Below are 18,527 nucleotides of genomic sequence, written 5' to 3' on the forward strand. Positions count from 1 at the left end.
GCCCGTCGCTTAAACTAACAAATAAGTTAAGTCGGCAACTAATTAAAATTGCCGACTTAACTTATTAAATTATTAAATTGTAGTAATATGTTGCCAATCTAAATTATTAAATCGTAGTAATATGTTGCCAATCTAAATTATTAAATCGTAGTAATATGTTGCCAATTTAAATTATTAGTTGTATAGTGCGTTGCCGACTTAACTTATTAAATTATTAAATTGTAGTAATATGTTGCCGACCTAAATTATTAATTGTAGTAATATGTTGCCGACCTAATATACTATAATTATTAGTTGTAATAATACTTATTTAATATTACATAAGAATTGCCATCATTTTGTTGAAAAACACTCACATTTGAATTTGGCGTTTCAATGATTTTTCCAACAATTGTCATCTCACCTGCATTCTCATGATTTTCTTTAACGGCGTTAAATGTCCCGCAAATCTCACTTTGATAGACTATGGTTTCTTTTGAAATGATAATGTCTTTAGCGTTCAATATCCCGCTTATTATGTCCTCGAAAGGATATCTAATATCCTGATCAACTTTGATTTCATATTTCACATTTAAAAACTTTGGCGCTTCGCCATTTTTTGTCAGCTTAACAAGGGCTTCTGTGTTGAAACAAATTAAATCCATATCGCCAAATTCGCCTCCAGGATCAAATCTTATAGGAGTCGTAAAATTATAAAGATATGAAACTTGCCAGCCTTGATTAACAAAATCTGCAAGGGCGCTAACAGAAGCATTTTTGTTATTGCCGTTTAAATAACCATTAATTAAAAGGTCATTAGTGACGTTTCTTTCGTCTTTTTTTGTGTGCAATACTTTTTTTTTAGTAATTAAATCGGAATTTAATGTTTCAAGAGAATTTAACATTTCGAAAATATTTTGATTATCATCAAAATATAAATTTGTTAAGATATGTTCTTCTTGAAAAATGACGCTATCACATTTAAAAGTAAGCATAATTTTAGTTTTGCCATCTTGATTTGTCATGCTATCAATTGAAACAACATTGAAATCTATGCTTACGCTTAACTTTTCTTTTAAAAGATTATTAAAACGATAAAACGCAATGCTTTCAGATTGCTCTGCCGTTAAGATTATGCTTGACTTTTGAGTTGCAATAGTGTCTTTCCCGCCTAAAGGTGAGACTTCAATTGTCATTCCGCCTTCAAGGGGAGTTAATGTAAGCTCGCGTTGCGATTCATTTAAAGTCTGAGTTCTTCCATTGATTGAAACAAGATAACCCGTTGTGTCCTTTTCACTGCTTGCATTTGGAGTTAGTTTCAAAATGCCACTATTGTTAACTTCAATCTTTGGCGCTTTTAGGGCAACCTTGTCAACGGGGATATCAATTGGCGGAGGCGGGTCGGGGTTGGGGTTAGGACCCGGGTCGGGGTTAGGGTTAGGGTTGTTGGACGAGCAGCCGGAAGACGATATAAGCACAAGGGAGACAAGCGCCGACGAAATAAAAGATTTAAAGCTTCTTTTCATAATTTCTCCTAATCAATATATTATAATTTATTAATGTTATTTGACATACCTAACAGCTTTGTCTACGTAATACCGCTTTAAGCGGTATTACCGACAAACAATACTTATAATCTTAATGGCAAGAATATCTACTTACGCAAGAAAATATGTCTTAAATACGCAAATTACATTAGATATATATATTAAGTATAAACTATTATAAATTAAAAAACAAGATTTTTATTTATTTTTGTTATAATATTTACAATTTTGTTGCTAATCGCTCAAATTTGCCCCTTTAAATATAAAAAGTATTTATAAAAGTTGCATCAACTTGGCAATCTAGAAATATTTACCTTAAAAAACTACTTACTATTATAAATAATGTATTGTTTACCTAACCGCCTTAGGCGGTTAGGTATTGTTGACAAAATATTTAGGCGGTTATGCCGACGCTATTTAAGCCTAAGTTTATGATATAGGCGGTAAGATAAATGCTCTGTGACTTGCAATTAGAAGTAAAATATTTGTTAGAATTTAAGCAAGAAATGTACTTGCAATTACTATTTGAGGCGAGTTTTTAGGTAGGGGAGAGCTTGCGGACGAGTAAAAGAGTTCTCGGTTGCGGTATTTGCAGGGTCGAATTGATAGTTGTCGCTTGAAGAAGTTGTTAAGGTTAGAGCGCTATTTTCAATAATTAAATTGTTTGTATCGTTTGACAAATTGAGAGTAGCTAAATTTTCGTTTACTTTTGCCCTTTGGCAAGGGAAAGAACTTTTAGCCGAGTCAAAAGGTTCTGTGGTACAATTTACCACGCTAGGCGTAACAACGGTAGGCAAAAAATTCGCAAGTAAATTATTACTTGCGAAGATTGTTAAATTTGCAAAGGAATTAAATTTTGGAAGTTCGTTATATTTTCTACGCCAATGCTCGGGAATTTCTTTTTCATTTGGTAGTTTAATGGGTAAGTCGTTGGTAGATAGCTCGAAATCTTTAATTAATTTTTCGTATTGACCCTTTTTGATATTTTCTAGCGCTTTAAACGCTCTAACAGAGCTACTTACAAATACTTTGTTAATTGAGGCGTCAGCCTTTGTTACCGTGTCTTTTACTAGATTAATCAAATTTTTGTAGTCCGTTGTCGACGCTACGCCCCTTATTTTTACAGCCACAAAAGCGCACGAACCAAAAATTGCGCATCTGCAATCAATAATATTAGGCAGGTCTTTTATAATTTTGCATAATTTGCAATTTGTGTCGCAAATGTTGGGTTTAATTGGTTTTTCCGCAAAGGCTATGCTTGAAGGAATTACAATAATTGCAATTAAAAGTAAAACTAAAAATAATTTTTTCATATACTACCTCTTTTTTTTATTATTTTGCAATAGTTTTAGTCAAAATATGTATTAATAATATTAATTATTACTTTTTTTTATTTAAATCTATCTTTATAATGAAATTTACAAGGAGGTGTTTATGAATTCGATAATTTTGTTCGTTTCAATTTGCGGAAGCGTCTTAGCTCTTTTTTTGGTTTATTTGATAATACAACTTAAAATTTACTATAATAACGCCGATAGAATAAGAATTACACGCAAAGCAAAAATTTTTCTTAATAAAGAAGAAAAGTATGTTTTTTATGAAATAAATCAAAAAACCGCTTCAAAATAGCTAATTTTGTATAAATATTTGTCGCATCTATTGACAAATTTATATTTTATACTAAAATAAAAGTAACTAAACAAATGGGGTAAAAAATATGAAGAACGTACAATTTTGCAGTTTTGACAAAACAATGCTTGAAACTTACTTGTGGGACGATGTTACTGCGCCAAAAGGAGTTGTGCAAATTTTGCATGGTATGGCAGAGCACGCTCGTCGCTATGACGACTTTGCAAAGTATCTCAACGCTTCTGGTTATATTGTATTTGCCGACGACCATAGGGCGCACGGAAATACCGAATGTGAACAAGACTTAGGATATCACGAGGGAGATATCTTTGAAGATACTGTTTCGGACGAAATAGCTATTACCGAATTTCTTTCTAACAAATATAATTTGCCTGTTGTTGTGCTTGGACACAGCTATGGCAGTTTTGTAGCTCAACGCTATCTTGAAAAACCTAGCAAAGCTTGTGGCATTATCCTTAGCGGTTCTGCCTATATGAAAGGGCTTATCACAAATGTTGGCGCAATGATTTCTAATATGCAATACAAAAAAGGCGCGCGTAAGAAAGGCGTTACAATGGACAACCTTTCTTTTGGCGGTTATAACAAGCCCTTTAAGGCAGAAGGCGTTAAATTTGCTTGGCTGTCGAGGGATAGGGCGCAAGTTGACAAATATATGGCGGACAAACAATGCGGATATGTTATGTCAAACGCTTTTTTCAAATATTTTATGCAAGGCTTAAAGGCAATTTATCACCCCGACAATTTGTCGCAAATTAGTTTGAACAAACCTATCGCTATTTTTAGCGGAGAAAAAGACCCTCTTGGCGGTAAAAATGCTAAGCTATCCTATAAACTTGCTAATATGTACAAAAAACTCGGCGTTAAAAACTTATCTTATACCGTATATCCTTCGGCAAGACACGAAATTCTTAATGAAATAAACAAAGAAGAAGTTTATGCAGATATGCTTGCAAGCATTGACAAATTTATTTTGGCTTAAATTAAATATAATTTTTATTAAAAACCGATAGTGATATCGGTTTTTTTAAAGTTGAACAAATTGTAAAACCTGCATTGACTTAATAGATTAAATGTGTTATATTTTAGATACTACAAAGAGAGGTAAAATTTATGAACAAAATTGCAAAAATGATAGACCACACGCTACTCAAACCAGCTAGTAACAAACAAATAGAAGAACTTTGTTCAACTGCTGTAAAATATGGTTTCGCAACCGTATGTATTCAACCCGACTATGTTAAATACGCTAAAAGCTTGCTTAACGGGTCAAGCGTGCTTGTTTGCACCGTAATTGGTTTTCCCTTAGGCGAAAATACGACGGCGGTAAAAGTATTTGAAACTAAAAATGCTATTAAAAATGGCGCCGACGAAATTGATATGGTAATAAATCCGTCGTTTTCCAGAAACAATCAATTTAAGAAAGTTGAAAAAGAAATCGCTAGCGTAGTTAAAGCTGCAAACGGCAAATTAGTTAAGGTAATAATTGAAGAATGTCTTTTGACCGACAAACAAATAGCTAAGGCAACCCAAGCCGTAATCAACGCAGGCGCTCAATTTGTAAAGACCAGCACGGGCTTTTCTACTCACGGCGCAACAATCAACGCAGTAAAAATTATGGCAGAAACCGTAAAAGGCACAAAAGTTAAGATTAAAGCCGCAGGCGGAATTAGAGATAAAGCGACAGCCGAAGAATTTATAACCGCAGGCGCAAGTCGCATAGGCACAAGCAACGGCGCTCAAATTGTAGAAGGTTAGTTAATAATTTATTAGTAAAATTGCAAATTAGCTTTGACAAAATAAATAAGCGGTATTAAACATAAGCAAAATATATTAGCCGAATGGCTAACAAATAAAAGGGGGGATAACTATGCAACACAAAAAAGATTGTATTGCAATGTTGCTTGCGGGCGGTCAAGGCAGTAGACTATATGCGCTTACAAACAACGTGGCTAAACCAGCCGTTAGTTTTGGCGGTAAATACAAGATTATTGACTTTACTTTGTCTAACTGCATCAATTCGCAAATAGACACCGTAGGCGTTTTGACGCAGTATCAACCCTTAATACTTAACGAATATATTGGCAACGGTCAACCGTGGGATATGGACAGGCTCTACGGCGGAGTACACGTTCTACCACCCTATCAAGCAAAGGGCAGTAGCGACTGGTACAAGGGGACTGCAAACGCAATATATCAAAACTTACAATTTATTGAGCGTTATAACCCTAATTACGTGCTAATTCTTTCGGGCGACCATATCTATAATATGGATTACAATAAGTTGAAAAATTTTCATATACAAAAAAATGCCGATATTTCAATAGCCACAATCAACGTAGATATTTCGCAAGCTTCACGCTTTGGCATAATGACGGCAAACGAACAAGGTCGTATTATTGACTTTACCGAAAAACCTGCTCACCCTAAAAGCACACTTGCCTCTATGGGCGTGTATATGTTTAATTATCAATCGCTTAAAGATTACTTAACGCAAGACGCTAAGCGAAAAGATTCTTCTTTTGACTTTGGCAAAGATATTATTCCTAAAATGCTTGCCGATGGCAAAGAAATGTACGCTTATCAATTTCAAGGATATTGGAAAGACGTTGGCACTCTCGACAGCTTGTGGGAAGCTAATATGGACTTGCTTTCGGGTTCGCCTTCCTTTGATATATTTGACGGCAGTTGGAAAATTCACTCTCGCAACCGCTTATCTCCGCCTATTTATAATGGCGATAATGGCGATATCAAAAATACTATTGTAAGTGGTGGCGCTAATATTTACGGCAGAGTTCGCAACAGCGTGCTAGGCAAAGGCGTTACCGTGCTTGAAGGCGCAAATGTAATTGATAGTGTGATTTTTGACGACGTAACAATAGGTCAAGGTAGTACGGTCGATTATTGCATAATTGACGAGGGAGTAAATATAGGCAAAAATGTTTCAATAGGTTCGCCAAGAATTACTAATAAAGGCTTAACCGTTATTTCACGCAATGTAAATATAAGCGATAACTGTGTTATCCCTAGCGGAATGATAGAGGAGGATATATAAGATGAACGCAATCGGTTTAATTTTTGCAAATATTCACGATGATTTACTTGTAGAGCTCACTTCTAATCGCACTTCGGCGTCAGTTCCGTTTGGCGGAAGATATAGATTAATCGACTTTTCTCTTTCTAATATGGTAAATAGCAATATTAGCAAAGTCGGCGTTGCAACAAGGCAAAACTATCAATCGTTAATGGACCACCTTTCGGGCGGTAAAGATTGGGACTTAGCTCGACGCACAGGCGGATTATTCTTAATTCCACCTTATGGTATGACCAACACTAACGCAAACGCTACTCGTTTCGACGCCCTTGTTAGCTCGCTCAACTTTATAACTCGTTCCGAAGAAGAATATATTGTGCTTGCCGACGGCGATTGCGTGTACAATATGGACTATGCTGATTTACTTAAAACTCATATCGAACAAGGCGACGACATAACCATAGCTTATAAGCCAATGTTTGTTGACTTTGCCCTATCTACTCATATTTCTTGCATAGAATTAGACAAAAATAGGGTTAAAGGGTTACTTGTGCATCGTTCGCAAGAAGGACAGGCAAACGCAAATCTTAATATCTATGTTTTAAAAAGACAACTCCTTATTGACCTAATTACCGAGGCAATTTCTCGTGGGCAAAGTGACTTTCAACACGACATTATAGGTAAAAATATTAAAAAACTTAAAATCGGCGGATATTTATTCGAGGGTAGTTTCTTCTATATCGATAGCATTAAGCAATATTTTGACACTAATATGCAACTGCTTAGGCAAGAGATTAAGGACGAACTTTTTAACAGACCATATCGTTCAATCTACACTAAGGTAAAAGACTCTGCGCCTACTAAATATTTTGAGAATGCTAATGTTAGCAATAGTTTTATAGCCGACGGTTGTAAAATTGACGGAATAGTAATTAATAGTATTTTATTTCGTGACGTAAAGATAAGTAAGGACGCAGTAGTTAAAAACAGTATTATTATGCAAGATACGGTAATTGAGAATAATTGCAAATTAAATTACTGTATAACTGACAAAAATTGCGTTGTCGCTAAGGATTTAATATTGCAAGGTTGCGAAAAAATGCCCTATATAGTGCCAAAAAACAGTAAAATTTAATAATTTAATAAATTATTAGTAATAAAAAAATTTATCTAATACTGTAAAAATACCTCTTATTCTTTTAATAAGAGGTATTTTTAATAATTGTAATTAATTGCTTTTTATACTTTTTTTAAAATTACTTTTTACATTTCATATACTTTTGTTGAGTAGCTCTTCCTCCCCGAATATGCCTAGTCGATAAATTGATATCTAATATTTTTTTAATTTTTTCTAATCTTTCTATATCTAAATAATGCAAGCGTAAACTCAAATCTTTATGTATCGTTGACTTTGAAACCGAAAAAAATTTGGCAGTTTGTCGAATTGTCGAGTTATTGCGAATGATATAGTCGGCTACTTCAAGTACTCTTATAGAAATGTATTCTTTCAACGCTTTACTCCATAATTCTATTGTTAATAGTAATATATTGTCGTAAATTGTTTGATAGAACAGCGACTATTTCTTTGTATCGATATACTTTTGGTTAGATTTATCCCAAAGATTATAAGAATCTATATTTTTAATCGCTCCAAAAACTTTATTTCGTATGTCGGGGATAGAAGTTTCTAGGCAATTTAATATTTCTTTCATTTTTTGTCTTTTTGTCAATTTGTCTACCGGACATTTGTTAGCTACTATTGGCATATCTATTGCGTAACTAATTATATCTTTTTCTTTAATGCAAATTAATGGTCTAATCACGGTGATATTTGTGCGTGTCATATAGCTAATCGGCGCAAGCGTAGAGAACCGTCCTTCGTAGCAAAGCGATAGTAACATAGTATCGATAGCGTCGTCTGCGTGGTGTCCTAGCGCAAGTTTGTTGTAACCTTGACTTGAAAGTAGCTCGCACAAAGAGCCCCTCCTCATATTAGCGCACAGACTGCACGGATTTTTAGCGTTTTTTTCTTGGGCAACGTGGGCAATTTGCGTTTTATGAACTTGATATTCAACCGCAATTTGCTTACAAAAGTTTTCAATCGGCGAATAATTCATATCAAATCCCAAATCTATGGTAAAGGCTTTAAGAACAAATTTTTGAGGGCAAAAACGTTGATAGGCTTTAAGCAAAGCGAGTAAAACCAAGCTGTCTTTTCCTCCCGACATACCAACTCCAATATTATCGCCTTCCTCAATTAGATTAAAGTCCGTAATTGTCTTTCTTAATGTTGATAATAGTTCTTGTTCTGTCATTTTCTACCTCTTTAATGATAAATTATATATGTAATTGATAAAAATGTAAAGAACTATTTACTTTTGTAACCAAAGTGTTATATAATAGTTTAGTATAAGGAGAATTTTATGTGGCCGTTTAAGAAAAAGAAAAAAACCGAAGTAACGCAAATTATTAAGAAGAACAAACTGCCTTACAAAGCAGGTCTTTCTCTTGCCGGTGGCGGAGCGAGAGGTTTTGGACACGTTGGCGTACTTAAAGCGTTTGAAGAAGAAAATATTGTTTTTGACTATGTGACCGGCACATCTGCTGGTAGTATGGTAGGGGCGTTATACGCTCTTGGTTTTACCAGCCAACAAATTATCGAGTTTGGCAAGTCGTTAAAGGCAAAAGATCTTAGACCTATCAGCTCGGTTTTAATTTCTGCGCCCTCAAAAAATATTGAAACACAATTAAATAAAGTTTTAGGCGGAGTAACTTTTGATAAATTGCAAATACCTTTTTCTTGCGTTGCAGTAAATATCGCAACAGGAGAAGAAGTAGTGTTGTCTAAGGGCTTAGTAGCTCCTGCCGTTACGGCAAGTTGCGCTGCGCCTATATTTTTTAAGCCAGCAGTAATCGACGGAGTTCAACTTGTAGACGGCGGACTTCTCAACACTATGCCCGCCGACATAGTTAGGCAAATGGGGGCGGAAATTGTAATTTCGGTAGATATCAACAGCAAACGTGCGCAAGGCACAACTTCAAGTAAATTGCTCAACGTGCTTGTTGCAACTTGGCGAATTGCAACTTCGGCGTCGGCATACAAAGGATATATGAATTCGGACTTAGTTATACAACCCGACCTTGACCGCTTCAAAGCAACTTCGCTTGACCAAGATATTGACGAGATGGTAGAAGAAGGCTACAAGGCAGCCAAAGAACAAATGCCACAGATTAAAAAATTGTTAGGCATAATTAAATAAATAAAATGTGTTTTTAAAACATTTACATAAAGGGGTACGCAAATGGCAGATTCAAAAAAAGCAAGTCCTAAAAAATCAGGCGGTAAAAAGACTAAAAATAAGACCGAACAAACAAGCGATATTTTATCTTTTGCAACTAAGGTTGTTGCTGCGGGAGCGGTAGCTTCGGCTGTAAGCCGTAGGGGAAGCAAAAAAACTAAACGAATGACTAGCGTAGTAATATTTTTGCTTTGCATAGTTATTTTTGCCGTTGGCGTAATGTATTATTTTGACGTTCCGCCTTTAAATTTCGGCGACGGATTTAAATTTTATACCTATGAGGTCAACCAGTTTGACACTCCAACAGCCACAGTTTCGGGCGAACTCAATATACATTTTATTGATGTTGGACAAGGAGATTGTATTTTTATTCAATTTCCAGACGGCAAAACTATGCTAATCGATGGTGGCGAACGTCGAACCGCTGTCGCTACGGGTATTCCTCAATATTTATTTGCTCTTTATCCTAGTCAAGACACAATTACCATAGACTATTGTATGCTAACTCACTGCGATTCCGACCACTGCGGTAGTTTAGACGACGTTATCGCTAACCCAAAAATCAACGTTAAGTCGGTCTATCAGCCACGAGTTTATTCTAAATGCTCAAATGACCCGTTGCGTAGTTTAATGCAACAAAATCCAAATGCGTATAAGCACGTTCCCGAGATAAATACCGGCGTTTACGAGTCGTTTGTAGAAGCTGTTTATCAAGAAAAGCTTTCGGGCGTTTTAACTGAGATTAATTATAATTTTGAAGGGCAAATTATAAGCGGTAGCGATTATTCCATACATACCTATAACCCTAGCGAAGAAATGTACGGCGACTTATCTACGGCTTACGAAAAAAATGATATTTCACCATTGATGGTTCTAACCTATGGCAATTATGATATTTTGCTTACCGGCGACTGCGATAAAAATGCCGAACAAAATTTTGTAGATAACTTAAATGGCGAACTTACTTTTGCCGATGGGTTTGTTTGGGACGGCGATTGCGAAGTGCTTAAAGTAGGTCATCACGGCGGGCGTGACAGCACTAATCAATTCTTTATCGACACAGTCAAACCCGAATATGCCGTAATAAGCGTTGCCGAAAAGAACAAACACGGACACCCTACCCAAGACGCTCTTTCTAGAATTGACAAATATACCGACGAAATATATATGACAAGTAAGTTAGGCAGTATAGCTATGCGTATCAACAAAGACGGCATAAGTTGGGCAAATTCACTTAAAACCGAACTTCCTTTTACCGCAATAATACAAATTAGCTTAATAGCCCAAACTTTAAGTATGTTAAATAGTAATTATTGTAGGTATTTATGATTAAATTAGAAGTTTTTGGCGCTTCGCATAGTAAATTTATTGGCGGAAAAGTGTGGGGGCTACCCAAAGGCTACGCTATTGACCAATCACAAATTCTCAGCGAGCTTAAAAAAAGACAAAACGGCTATGGAAGAAGCGCAAGACAACAAATAGAAAGCAACAACTTTCTTATTACAAGAGGTATTAAAAACAATAAAACTACGGGCGGAACGCTAGAATTTTTTATCAAAAATTTTGACGACGATATTTTGAGCAAACCAGAAATTACTGCGTTAAGAAGCGGACACGCAGATTACGTTGGTTGCGTAAAATATAATCTTACTTCGGCTAGGCAAATAGCCGAGATGTCTAGCGGTCGTAACACGCTTGCGCATACTGTTTTAGGCGCTATATGTAAGCAAATTCTTGCAACAAAAGATATATTTTTTTACAGTTATGTAAGGCAAATAGGCGGTGTTTCTACCGATATAGATGTAAATTTATCCCAAGCTATGCAAATTGAGGCAAGTTTAGTAAGATGTCCCGACCAAACTGCATCGCAACAAATGGTAGAATTAATCGACAAAGCAAGGCTTAACGGCGATACGCTAGGCGGAATTTGCCAAGTCGTTTGCTCAAATTTGCCTATCGGTTTAGGCGAGATTGTTCCTTACGCCGACAAACTTCAAAGTTTAGTAGGTAGATATTTGCTTTCGATTCCTTCGGTTAAGGGCATCGAATTTGGCAAATGGTTTGGTTCAAGTTTTGTCGGTAGCGATTGCGTCGAGCAGTTTGCTCTAAATGGACAGCGAATTGTCTACGATACAAATTTTTGTGGCGGAACAATAGGCGGTCTTACTACGGGCGGAGAATTGACGGTAAGACTTGCGGTTAAACCTATAAGTTCGCTAGCGTTACCTACCCAAACTATTGATTTATTGACTAAACAAGTCGTAACAACTTATCACGAAAGAAGTGATGTTTGCGTAGTTCCAAACATAGCTGTAATTGCCGAAAATATGCTTTCGGCAACAATATTAAATTTATTTAGTAAGGAGGGCTTAGTTTAATGGGAATTATTTACAAAAAATTAGATGTCGCTCAGCTTACAAAAGATAACACAGTTTTTGTCACCATAACAAGATTTGCCAAGCTTTTTAATTTACCAAAGGACAAAACCTTTATCGTGCCAAGCGGAGAGATGGTAAAATCACTTTATTACGCAAAAAAGTTATGTAATTTTTTAATTAAAAAGAACATAACTAGGCAGGGCGCAATCGTAGCCATAGGCGGTGGGACAGTAGGCGACCTTTCAGGTTTTGTAGCCAGTGTTTACTTGCGAGGAATTGACCTTATTCTTGTTCCAACAACATTACTTGCTCAAATAGATAGTTCTATCGGCGGTAAAACGGCTATAAATTACAAAGGTATTAAAAATATAATCGGTTCATTCTATCCCGCAAAACAAATTATAGTAGATTTTAGCTTACTTCACACCCTTAACAATAAAGAACTTATAAATGGTTATGGCGAACTGGTAAAATATACATTATTAAATCAAGAAATAGACCAACTTTACAAGTACGACGAGTATTTTAATGCGCCTTTAATTCAAAAGTGTATCGAATACAAAGATTTAATAGTATCTAGCGATTATTACGACCATTCTTTGCGTAGAAACCTTAGCTTAGGGCATACGATAGGTCATGCGATAGAAAAATGTTATAATATTCCTCACGGTAGAGCTGTTCTTTATGGTTTATATTACGAATTAATGATTTCTTCTTACTTAGGATATTTAAATTCAACCGACTTGGCTTGGGCTCGCAAACGCATACTTGACATTTCGCCTATTCCAAAATTACATAACATCAAAAATTTAGTTAGCTTAATGCAATATGACAAAAAGAACAATTTTGACAGCATAAACTTTGTATTGTTTATTGGCAACTTTTCCACCAAAGAAATATCTTTATCTTACGAGGAGGTTACAAAAATTTTACAATGTCTATGATTGTAACTCCTATCAAACGCATTAATATCAAACAATCTTCAAACGTAGGCGATAAATCTATCACGCATAGATTGCTTATTTTGGCGTCTATTTCTTCGGGAGTTAGCCACATAAGTAACGCAAATACAGGCGAAGATGTTGCGCATACAGTAGATTGTCTTAATAGATTAGGCGCAAATATTATTTGTAATGGCTCTTATTTTACCGTAAACCCAATCAAAAAAGTTGTAAGTCGAGCCACTCTTGATTGTGGCAATAGCGGTACGACAGCTCGATTGCTCGCCGGACTTGTCGCAGGCTTAGGCGTAAACGCTAAATTTATAGGTGACCCTTCATTGTCTTCTAGGCCTATGTCAATGCTCCTACCTCTGCAACAAATGGGGGCTAATGTAGAATATACTAGCGACAGTTTGTTCGTCCTAACGGCAAATGAGGGGCTTAAAGGCATAACTTACCGCAACACTTCTTGCTCTGCGCAGATTAAGAGCGCAATTTTAATAGCCGGACTGTTTGCCGAAGGCATTACTACAATCGAAGAAACTGATAAATCTCGTGACCACACCGAACGAGCTTTGTTATATTTTGGCGCAAATATTAAAATGGAAGATAAGATTATTTTGACTAAATCTAATCTATACGGTCGAGATGTCTTTGTGCCAAATGATATTTCAACAGCTAGCTACGTTATTGCCCTAGCTTTATGCAAAGGCAAAGCCGTTATCCATAACGTAGGCATTAACCCAACGAGAATGGGCGTAGTTTTAGCATTACAAAATTCTCACGCAAAAATTACAATTAAAAATATCCGCTCGAATGGTTTTGAAGAATTTGCCGACATTTACGTATACAAAAGCAAACTTAAAAAGTTTGAAAATCTTGCGCCAATTTGTCAAATTGCCGACGAAATACCTTTGCTTGCTTTGCTTAGCGCCTACTACAAAAAAGAATTTGTGGTTAAGGGCGCAAGTTCGCTTACCACAAAAGAAACTAATCGGCTAGCTACGACAGCGCAACTTATACAGAGTTTAGGCGGAGTTGCAAATTATGATAGCGACAGTTTGACAATTTCTAAGTCAAGTGGTATTATCGGTGGCAATATCACAACTTACGGCGACCATAGAATTGCCCTTTGCGGAATAGTCGCAGGTAATATTTCAAAAAACGGCGTAAATATAGATAATGCCGATTGTATAAATATATCTTCCCCAAATTTTTATATATAGTTGGAGAGAATTACTAATGAAAAGATTTGCTTTGCTAGGCTCTAATTTAGCCAACAGCCTTTCGCCTAAAATGTATGCTTTTTTCTCGAAAAAGAGTGGCATACCTTTAATATACGAAACGGTAGAACTTAACGAAAACGCAACCGACCAAGAAATTCTTGATGTAATCAAGCAATACGACGGCGTAAACGTCACAATTCCTTTTAAATTTCGGGTCGGCAAGCTTTTGGGTAAAAATACGCCCAAAAATACCGTTATAAATAGTCCGGAAGGCGACATAACTTCTTATTCGACCGATGGCGAAGGCGTCCTTGCTGCGCTTGATTATTACGGTATTGAAGTTACCGGCAAGCATTTGTTAATTTTAGGCGCTGGGGGAGCGGCATATTCGGCGACAAAATCGTTACTTAGCGTTGACGCAGAACTTACAGTAGTAGACCGTCACAAAAAGAAAGCAAAAAATCTTATGAAAGAACTAAACATTGCTTCCCCTGTTACCAAGGTTAATGGCATTTTGTCTTTTATTCCGCTTAAAAATAAACTTTTTTATGTAAGTAAGAGAGATATTAGCAAATGTGATTTTGTATTTGATTGTCTTTATAGTAGCGAAACCGAATTACTAAAAACAGCCAGAAAATATCAAAAAACAGCTATAAATGGTCTGTCTATGTTGTTTTTTCAAGGCGTGCTAAACTTCTATTTGTTTACCGGATATAGATTTACCAACACAAAATTGCTTTTTGAGGAGTTTTATGAATATTCTTATAATCAACGGGCCGAATTTAAACTTACTGGGAAAAAGGGATAGCAATCTTTACGGTAAAGATACCTTAGACGAACTTAACGCAAAACTTGCTAAATATGCAACTAATTTAGGCGCAAACTTATCTTTTTATTTTTCAAATTGCGAAGGCGAGCTTATAACCGCTATGCAACAGGCAGATTGTCAAGCAATTATTCTCAACGCAGGCGCATATTCGCATTATTCGTACGCAATTAGAGATTGTATCGAGGCAATTAAAGTCCCGGTTGTTGAAGTTCACCTTTCTAATATTTTAGCAAGAGAAGAATTTAGACAAAAACGAGTTTTTCAAGATGTCGTCGTCGGCTTTTTTTGTGGCGAGCAAATTAATAGTTATGTCAAAGCTATCGACTTTTGTTTAGCTTTAAAAAAATGAAAAATATAGCTATTATCGGTATGATGGGCGTAGGCAAAACAACGATTGCAAAACTTCTTGCAAAACAGCTTGATAAATATTCTTTTGACACCGACGAATATGTCGAATATATTCGTGGGCAAAGCATATCAAAAATTATCGCCGACTATGGCGAGCAAACTTTTCGTGAGCTAGAAGCGCAAGTTTTTTCGCTTGCCGTATCATACGAAAATGTCGTTATTTCTTGTGGCGGGGGTATAGTTCTCGGGGAGAATGCTACAAAACTAAGAGAATGTACTGTGGTGTATTTGTCGGCAACCCCAAAAGTTCTTGCCGATAGACTAAAAACTTCTTACCCTAGACCGCTACTTAGCGGTAACGACGAGCAAGAAATTTGTAATATTTATAATCAAAGAAAAATTTTATATCAACAATTTGCCGATATCACAATAAATTGTTCATATTTATCACGCAAAGCCACAGCGCAACAAATTATTGAAAAATTGAAATTATTTTAACTACAATTTAAACTAAAAAGTAAATTGCATTTTAAATTCACTACAATTCAAACTAAAAAATAAATTACATTTAAATTAAAAAGCCTAACTATTATAGTTAGGCTTTTTGTAAATACTAATTTAAATTAAATTACTTTCAATCAATAGGACGTTTACTTTTTTTATGTACGCTTCGCTAGATTTTACAATACAAAGCGTATTTTTAAAAGCTATCCACATCAACTTAATTAGCTTTGGGTTTTTACATAGCAAAGCGTTTTTGAGCGACAAAGTTATTTCCAAACAGTCTTGTTTGTCTTGTTGACAAAAATATGTTTCGGTGTTTAGTTTTTGCGACAATCTATCTAGTTGTTGGGTCATTTCTATTAACGCCGTTGTATTTATATAAATATTCTCAACTTCAAAGTATTTTGTGGCTATATCTTGTTCTTCTAAATTTAAGGTGTCGGGATTAGTGCTATTTAGAATGTCCTCGCCGGCTTTTTTAAAAGGTTTTAGAAATTGTGTTGCAAACTGCGAATAAGATATGTTGACGTCTTCGTTAGCATAGTACTCGTTGAGAAAATCGCTAAGATTTCTTCTTGCGCTATCAAACTCGGTAAGTAGACACACAACAAAAGCAAATAAACGAATTGGGTTGATAGGGGGCTTTATTTTATTGTGTTTTGTGCCGTCGGGTAACACTACGCTCTCTTTTGCTCGTAAAAATTCTACGGCATAGGTAGTGTCGGCAAGCGATTGCATAGCGCAATCTAGCAAGGGTTTAATGTCGGCAATACACCTAAGCATATTGGTAATTGCTTTGTCGGCAAGTATCATTTTAGATTGTATCAAATCATTTGCTCGATAAACAAAATCTTTAATGTTGTTTTGCAAATCTTCCATACGCCATTTACTCCTATTTTTCTTGATTATATCATAGTTACTTAGGCTTTACAAATCAATTTGAAATTATTATTAAAAAAAATATCAAACTCTGTTGTTTTATGTACAAATGTGTTGTATAATTTAGTTCTAGTAATCTGCAAAGGAAATTGTAATGGTAGGACTAACACAAGACAGCACGCAAAATAAACTCATCTTATTATTTATAATAGACCAAATGGAAATGCCTCTTGCCGAGAGCACTATTTTTGACCTATGCCAAAATAAAAATAATTGGATTGAGTATTTAGATTGTAAAATTGCCCTTGAACAACTTGTCGAGGCAAAGTTTGTTTGTAAGGTTGGCAATGGCACAGGCGAGCCTTTTTATAACATAACGGTAGAAGGCAGGGTTTGTTTGGCGCACTTTTTTGTTAGAATTCCGTCCTCAACCCGAGATGTGATTAAGAGTTATATCAGCGCAAATAGAATGAGCTATCGCCGTAGGCAAGAATACAACTCGACTTACACCAAAAAAGAAGACGGCACTTATGATGTTATTTTGCGTATTATTGACAATCTTCAAGTATCGTTAGAAATAAAGATTTGCGTCCCTAATCGCAATGTAGCTAAGTATTTAGACAAAACGTGGGGCGACAAAGCCACAAAGGCATATTCTCAAATATATGACTTGCTTATCGAACAGCAGTAATTTTTAGTTTTTTAGAATTTATTTTTTTACGACAATATTTTAATTTTTTAGTATTTTTTTATTCTCTTATTTATAGCGGTAGTTTTTAATTTTTTTAATTCTTTATTTACGACAATGGTTTTTAACCTTTTGATATTTATTATGTTTGCACTCTTTAAACAGTGTATTTTTTTAACTTTTAGCATTTTATTTATATTTGTCCTAAATGTAATTATTAAATTAATTTGATACAAAGTTATACTTAATTAACTTGATAAATATATAACCTTACAACTATTGCACTTATGTATATGCTTACCACTTAATTAACTAGATAAATATATAACCTTACAACTATGGTACTTATGTATATATGTACCACTTATTTAATCTATATTATACATAATTATTATTTATATTTATATTTATACACTTTATTTTGGTTAATATGTTGATTTTTACTTTGATTTAGTGTAATATATTTGTATATTAATCACAGTATTTTTTTGTTAATAATGACTGTATTATCAACAAAAAGATTAATTAATTTGCAATTTATTATAAAAGACAATATTAAGGAGTAGAAATTAGTGAGCTTATTTAGCGTTATTTTAATAATGTTTTGTGTCGCTTTAAGCGCCGATGTTTTGCTTTATGTTGTAAAACGTTCTAATTTTTTCTGCCCAATTTCGCAATCTACCACTTTATCGGGTCAAAAATGCCCTTCTACACGCAAAAATGGCAGTTTTCACTTAGTTTTTTTGTTTTTTGTACTTCTTGGATTTGCCTCGCTGTTTATTTCGGTAAATTATATTGAAGTTTCTAATTTTGTTAAATCATATTTAAGCGATATTCAAATTCAATTAGTAAGAGATATTATTGCCAGTCTTACTAATGGCAGTACTACGGCTATATTCTTCCAGTCTTTAATTTCGCAAATTTTAGTCGCTTTAAGCGTATCATTAATTGTTTGCGCAGTTGATTTGTTTAGACGTTTATTTTGTATAATTATTCAACATAAAGTTCATATAAACAAAGATATAAAAACTAATTTTCAACCCACTTTGGTATCAAGAATTAACCTTCAATTCAGCCGTTTCAACCAATAGAATTTTCTTTTTGGTAAATTTATCTACTCTTAATGCAGTCAAAATTACCTACGCTTAATCATTAAAATTTGTTAGTTGTTAATCCAGCGATTAAGCGACGCATATTTGCGTTAAATCAATTAATTTTTAATTTAATA

Annotated in this window: 20 protein-coding genes; 15 read left to right on the forward strand and 5 right to left on the reverse strand. The window is 34.9% G+C overall.

Features of this window, described 5'->3' with window-relative positions; genetic code table 11:
* Positions 1-290 precede the first annotated feature (290 nt).
* Positions 291-1,505, reverse strand: coding sequence for a hypothetical protein (locus RR062_05140; protein MEG2027092.1), 1,215 nt, complete (start codon positions 1,503-1,505; stop codon positions 291-293).
* A 542-nt stretch (positions 1,506-2,047) separates the two neighbouring features.
* On the reverse strand, positions 2,048-2,839 hold the full coding sequence (locus RR062_05145; GenBank protein MEG2027093.1) for a YhcN/YlaJ family sporulation lipoprotein: 792 nt from the start codon (positions 2,837-2,839) through the stop codon (positions 2,048-2,050).
* 121 nt (positions 2,840-2,960) lie between these two features.
* Here RR062_05145 and RR062_05150 point away from each other — a divergent pair, with 121 nt between their 5' ends.
* From RR062_05150 to glgD, 5 genes are all read left to right on the forward strand, one after another.
* Positions 2,961-3,155: a hypothetical protein gene (locus RR062_05150; protein MEG2027094.1), complete on the forward strand. Its 195-nt coding sequence runs from the start codon at positions 2,961-2,963 to the stop codon at positions 3,153-3,155.
* Positions 3,156-3,243: 88 nt separating this feature from the next.
* Positions 3,244-4,155, forward strand: coding sequence for an alpha/beta hydrolase (locus RR062_05155; protein ID MEG2027095.1), 912 nt, complete (start codon positions 3,244-3,246; stop codon positions 4,153-4,155).
* A gap of 131 nt (positions 4,156-4,286) precedes the next feature.
* Positions 4,287-4,931: a deoxyribose-phosphate aldolase gene (gene deoC / locus RR062_05160; protein ID MEG2027096.1), complete on the forward strand. Its 645-nt coding sequence runs from the start codon at positions 4,287-4,289 to the stop codon at positions 4,929-4,931.
* Between the two features lie 112 nt (positions 4,932-5,043).
* Positions 5,044-6,228 (forward strand): glucose-1-phosphate adenylyltransferase, encoded by a 1,185-nt coding sequence (locus RR062_05165; GenBank protein ID MEG2027097.1) that lies wholly within the window; start codon positions 5,044-5,046, stop codon positions 6,226-6,228.
* Between the two features lies 1 nt (position 6,229).
* Entirely contained in the window at positions 6,230-7,342 is a 1,113-nt protein-coding gene (gene glgD / locus RR062_05170) for a glucose-1-phosphate adenylyltransferase subunit GlgD (protein ID MEG2027098.1), read from the forward strand.
* 121 nt (positions 7,343-7,463) lie between these two features.
* On the opposite strand, the gene RR062_05175 is transcribed toward glgD, so the two are convergent.
* Positions 7,464-7,718, reverse strand: a complete 255-nt coding sequence (locus tag RR062_05175) for a sporulation transcriptional regulator SpoIIID (GenBank protein MEG2027099.1) — start codon at positions 7,716-7,718, stop codon at positions 7,464-7,466.
* A gap of 66 nt (positions 7,719-7,784) precedes the next feature.
* The gene (locus RR062_05180) at positions 7,785-8,522 is read right to left on the reverse strand and encodes a tRNA 2-thiocytidine biosynthesis TtcA family protein (GenBank protein ID MEG2027100.1); all 738 of its coding nucleotides are present in this window, start codon (positions 8,520-8,522) and stop codon (positions 7,785-7,787) included.
* Positions 8,523-8,630: 108 nt separating this feature from the next.
* Between RR062_05180 and RR062_05185 the strand changes: the two genes are divergently transcribed.
* From RR062_05185 to RR062_05220, 8 genes are read left to right on the forward strand one after another with little or no spacing between them, the layout of a single operon-like run.
* Positions 8,631-9,467 (forward strand): patatin-like phospholipase family protein, encoded by an 837-nt coding sequence (locus tag RR062_05185; protein MEG2027101.1) that lies wholly within the window; start codon positions 8,631-8,633, stop codon positions 9,465-9,467.
* A 42-nt stretch (positions 9,468-9,509) separates the two neighbouring features.
* Positions 9,510-10,835 (forward strand): MBL fold metallo-hydrolase, encoded by a 1,326-nt coding sequence (locus tag RR062_05190; GenBank protein ID MEG2027102.1) that lies wholly within the window; start codon positions 9,510-9,512, stop codon positions 10,833-10,835.
* A complete protein-coding gene (aroC, locus tag RR062_05195; GenBank protein MEG2027103.1) occupies positions 10,832-11,884 on the forward strand; it encodes a chorismate synthase in 1,053 nt (350 codons plus the stop codon). The genes RR062_05190 and aroC overlap by 4 nt, the downstream gene beginning before the upstream one ends.
* A complete protein-coding gene (locus tag RR062_05200) occupies positions 11,884-12,828 on the forward strand; it encodes a 3-dehydroquinate synthase family protein (protein ID MEG2027104.1) in 945 nt (314 codons plus the stop codon). Before aroC ends, RR062_05200 begins: the two co-directional genes overlap by 1 nt.
* Entirely contained in the window at positions 12,825-14,051 is a 1,227-nt protein-coding gene (locus RR062_05205) for a 3-phosphoshikimate 1-carboxyvinyltransferase (GenBank protein ID MEG2027105.1), read from the forward strand. Before RR062_05200 ends, RR062_05205 begins: the two co-directional genes overlap by 4 nt.
* A 16-nt stretch (positions 14,052-14,067) precedes the next feature.
* Complete coding sequence (locus RR062_05210) at positions 14,068-14,859, forward strand: NAD(P)-dependent oxidoreductase (GenBank protein MEG2027106.1); 792 nt, start codon at positions 14,068-14,070, stop codon at positions 14,857-14,859.
* A complete protein-coding gene (locus RR062_05215) occupies positions 14,804-15,229 on the forward strand; it encodes a type II 3-dehydroquinate dehydratase (protein ID MEG2027107.1) in 426 nt (141 codons plus the stop codon). Before RR062_05210 ends, RR062_05215 begins: the two co-directional genes overlap by 56 nt.
* The gene (locus RR062_05220) at positions 15,226-15,726 is read left to right on the forward strand and encodes a shikimate kinase (protein ID MEG2027108.1); all 501 of its coding nucleotides are present in this window, start codon (positions 15,226-15,228) and stop codon (positions 15,724-15,726) included. The genes RR062_05215 and RR062_05220 overlap by 4 nt, the downstream gene beginning before the upstream one ends.
* Positions 15,727-15,846: 120 nt before the next feature.
* Here RR062_05220 and RR062_05225 read toward each other — a convergent pair whose 3' ends face one another.
* Positions 15,847-16,611 carry a hypothetical protein gene (locus tag RR062_05225; protein ID MEG2027109.1) on the reverse strand — a complete coding sequence of 255 codons (765 nt, stop codon included), beginning with the start codon at positions 16,609-16,611 and terminating at the stop codon, positions 15,847-15,849.
* A 154-nt stretch (positions 16,612-16,765) separates the two neighbouring features.
* Between RR062_05225 and RR062_05230 the strand changes: the two genes are divergently transcribed.
* Both RR062_05230 and RR062_05235 read left to right on the forward strand, forming a co-directional pair.
* Positions 16,766-17,302, forward strand: coding sequence for a DUF4364 family protein (locus RR062_05230; GenBank protein ID MEG2027110.1), 537 nt, complete (start codon positions 16,766-16,768; stop codon positions 17,300-17,302).
* Positions 17,303-17,871: 569 nt separating this feature from the next.
* Positions 17,872-18,390, forward strand: coding sequence for a hypothetical protein (locus RR062_05235; protein MEG2027111.1), 519 nt, complete (start codon positions 17,872-17,874; stop codon positions 18,388-18,390).
* Positions 18,391-18,527 lie beyond the last annotated feature (137 nt).

Source organism: Clostridia bacterium, from assembly GCA_036654455.1.
GTDB lineage: Bacteria > Bacillota > Clostridia > Christensenellales > CAG-314 > JAVVRZ01.